General features: G+C 74.2%; 2 protein-coding genes. Both read right to left on the bottom strand.

Features of this window, described 5'->3' with window-relative positions; all coding sequences use genetic code 11:
- Positions 1–34 precede the first annotated feature (34 nt).
- Complete coding sequence (locus tag ACFV4N_RS41320) at positions 35–403, bottom strand: MmcQ/YjbR family DNA-binding protein (protein WP_499678148.1); 369 nt, start codon at positions 401–403, stop codon at positions 35–37.
- Between the two features lie 42 nt (positions 404–445).
- Positions 446–3,682 (bottom strand): GH92 family glycosyl hydrolase, encoded by a 3,237-nt coding sequence (locus ACFV4N_RS41315; protein WP_499678149.1) that lies wholly within the window; start codon positions 3,680–3,682, stop codon positions 446–448.
- Positions 3,683–3,691 lie beyond the last annotated feature (9 nt).

The raw sequence follows: 3,691 nt of genomic DNA, 5'->3' as shown, positions 1-3,691 counted from the left end.
GGGCGCGTGGTCCGCGCCCACCCCCTCCGGACCGCTAACGCCGGGCGTGGGGCCTGGTCTCCGCCCAGTCGGGCACGGCGGCGACCAGGTCCTCCGGCGCGGACAGCCGCCACGCCTCGAAGACCAGTTCGGACAGCTCGTCCAGCTCGATGCCGGCCAGGTGGACCACCACCCAGCCGAAGCCGCCGGCCGTGAACTGCTCCTCGAACACGTCCGGCCGCTCGGACACCAGGGCCCGCTGCTCGGACAGGGTTTGCTTCAGGCCGACGGTGGCGGTGCGCGGCCAGTGGTAGCCGAACCGCTTGCCGCGCACGCTGAACGAGCTGTACTGCCCGCCCTGCGCGCGTTCCACCTCGGCCAGCCCGTCCAGCAGTCGGAAGAACTCGTCGTCGCGCACCGTCACCGCAATCCCCCGGAAGTCGTGGTGGGCGAGTATATGGCCCGGTCACGACAGCGTGATCGCGTACACCTCCACCCGGGGGTCGTCGGGCAGGGTCACCGAGTGGACGGTCTTGGCCGGGTCGAGCGGCGCGGTGACGCCGAACAGCCGCACCGGCGGGCCGTCCACGCCCTGGCCGGCCTTGACGCGGTGCGGCATCTCCAGCACCGGGGTGGCGCCGGAACCGGCCCAGTCGGGCACGGTCACCGGTGCTTCCGCGGTGGTGCCGTCGGTGTAGCGCACGACCAGATCGGTGGTCACCGGGCCGTTGTGGGAGGCCGCCACCAGTCGCAGCGCGCCGTGGGCGTCGGCGGGCAGCAGCAGCGCCTGGCCGCGTGCCTCGACGAAGTTGGCGGTCGTGCCGGACGGGTCCGGCGCGGCGTAGGTGGTGCCGCCCCAGACGACCGGTCCGGTGGGCAGGAGCGCCGCGTCGTAGCTCCAGCCCTGGCCGTCGAAGTCGCCCTCGTCCGGTCGCGCGACGGTGGCCGTGCCGTCGTGGTCGGCGTCGCGCGCCAGGTCGACGGCGCACTGCCCGCCGGCGGTGACCGCGCAGGCGGCGGGTTCGCGCACCTCGACCACCGCTTCGCGGACGACGGTCTCGGGGCCGCGGGCGGTGACCCGGACCGGGTAGGTCCCGACCGGGGTCCCGGCGGGCACGGTCACGGTCAGCGCCGCGGTGCGCTGCGCGGGCAGCCGGTTGGAGCGGATGACGAGCGTCCGGTCGGCGGCCACCGACCACCCGGCGGGCGCCTCGGGCGTCAGGCCGACCGGGACCGCGCCGGGCGCCTGGGCCAGCACGTCCAGGGACAGCGTCGTCGTCTGCGCGGTGTCGGCTGCGGGAACGACGACCGACGACTCGCGCAGCGCCGCGTCCAGGCTCCGGCGGTCGTCGGGCCGTTCGCGGTTGACCGACGGCGGCCGGTCGCCGGGCCGGGTGCCCCAGTCGGACGGCGCGGTGCCGAGCCGGTGGGCGAGCGTGCCGCCGCGCAGCACGTCGTCCCAGCGCAGCCAGGTGGCGCGCACGTCGCGGCCGTTGAGCGCCACGCGCTGCACGTACCGGTTGGCGTCGCTCGCGCCCGGTGCGGTGATGGCCAGCGTCGTGCCGCGTCCGGTGTGGACGGTGGCGGACGGGAACTGCGGGCTGGACAGGGCGAGGAAGTCCGCCCCGCTCATGGTCGGGTACAGGCCCAGCGACGAGAACACGTACCAGGCCGACATGGTGCCGAGGTCGTCGTTGCCGGTCATGCCGTCCGGGCCGGTGGTGAACAGCGTCATCGCCGCGCGCACCACGGTCGCGGTCTTCGCCGGCGCGCCGACCGACAGGTAGAAGTAGGGCGCGAGCAGGTCGGGTTCGTTGTTGGGGTTGTAGGTGGGCTTGCCGTAGTAGTCGTAGGGCTGGGTGATCCAGTCGGTGCGGACCGTGCCCTCGGGGTCGGCGAGCAGCTCGTCGTAGGCGAAGAAGGCGTCGAGCCGGCGTTCGGTGGCCCGCCTGCCGCCCATCAGCTCGACCAGGCCGTCGGGGTCCTGCGGCACCAGCCACTGGTACTGGAACGCGCCGCCCTCGTGGAACTGGTGCCCGGCGTCGACCGGGTTGTACGGCGACACCCAGGTGCCCTCGGTGGTGCGCGGGCGGAAGTGGCCCGTGCCGGAGTCCCACAGGTTGCGGTACCACTGGCCGCGCCGGGCGAACAGGTCGGCGTCCTCGTGCCGGCCGAGGCCGCGCGCCATCAGCGCGAGCGACGCGTCGGCCGCCGCGTACTCCAGCGTCGCCGAAGCCGGGTGCACGCAGTCGTTGTCGCCGCCCTTGTGGGCGCAGTCGACCCCGAGTTCCAGGCCCGAGGGGATGTAGCCGCGGTCGGCGTAGTGCGCCACGCCGGAGCGGCCGTTGTAGGGCGAGTCGGCCGGCGGCGTGCTGGTGGCGTTGCGCCGCAACAGGTCGTAGGTCTCCTGCTCGTGCCCGGCGAGCAGGCCCTTGGACCACGCCTCCACCAGGAACGGCGTCACCGGGTCACCGGTCATGATGTTGGTCTCGCTGTTGGCCAGCGCCCAGCGCGGCAGCCACCCGCCGTCGCGGCCGGCGGCCACCACCGACAGCGCCACGTCCCGCGCCACGTCCGGGCGCAGCAGCTCCAGCAACTGGTTCTGCGGCCGGTAGGTGTCCCACAGGGACAGGTTCTGGTAGGGCGTGTAGCCCTGCGCCACGTGCGTCGCGCCGTCGAACCCGGTGTAGCGGCCGTCCACGTCGCCGGCCAGGTTCGGGTGCAGCAGCGAGTGGTACAGCGCGGTGTAGAACGCGGTGCGCCGCTCGGTGGTGCCGCCGCCGATCTCGACCGAGCGCAGCGCCTGGTCCCACGACCGGTGCAGGGCGTCGCGGGTGGCGTCGAAGTCGTGGGAGTCGCCGGTCTCCGCGGCGAGGTTGCGCCGCGCGCCCTCGACGCCGGTGTAGGACAGGCCGACCTTGAGCACCACGTCGCGGTCGGTCGTGGCGTCGAAGGTGACCCAGGCGCCGTTGCCGCCCTCGCCCGCCGCGTCGGGCACGCCGGGCGCGGGCGTGGCGCCGCGCCACGTGCCGAAGCCGGTGAACGGCCGGTCGAAGGTGGCGGTGAAGTACACGGTGTGCTCGTCGTGCCCGGCGCAGAACCGGCCCGCCCGCACCCGGCCCTCGATGGTGCGGTCGCCGACGACGTGGACCTCGGAGTCGAGGACCTGCTGGTTGGCCTTGCCGGTGTTGAACAGGACGTTCGCCTGGGCGGTGGCGGGGAACGAGTAGCGCTGCCAGCCGGTGCGCGGGGTCGCGGTCAGCTCGGCGTCGATGCCGTAGCGGGACAGGCCGACCCGGTAGTAGCCGGGGCGGGCCTCCTCGTCGTCGTGGGAGTAGGCCGACCGGTAGCCGTTGGTGTCAACGTTGTCCACCGGGCCGGTCGTGGGCATGACCGGCAGTTCGCCGGCGACCCCGCAGCCCACGCCGGACAGGTGGGTCTGGCTGAAGCCGTGGATGTGGCCCTGGAGGTAGTCGTAGCCGCCTTGGCCGCCGGTGTCCGGGCTGACCTGGACCATGCCGAACGGGGCGCTCGCGCCGGGGAAGGTGTTGCCGAAGTTCTGCGTGCCGATGAACGGGTTGACCAGCGAGGTGGGGTCGTCGGGCGCCGCGGCGGCGGTCGTCGGCGGCACACCGGCGACGAGCCCGGCGGCGAGGAGGGCCGCCGGCACGAGGGCGGCGGTGCGGGGTGACGGCAGAGGCATGGGCAGGGG

It is taken from the genome of Actinosynnema sp. NPDC059797 (assembly GCF_042732085.1).
GTDB lineage: Bacteria > Actinomycetota > Actinomycetes > Mycobacteriales > Pseudonocardiaceae > Actinosynnema.
This window is presented reverse-complemented; position numbering and strand designations above follow the sequence as displayed.

Excerpts from the sequence above, each read along its gene's own strand:
- ACFV4N_RS41315 (WP_499678149.1), bottom strand. The coding sequence starts at position 3,682 with ATGCCTCTGCCGTCACCCCGCACCGCCGCCCTCGTGCCGGCGGCCCTC.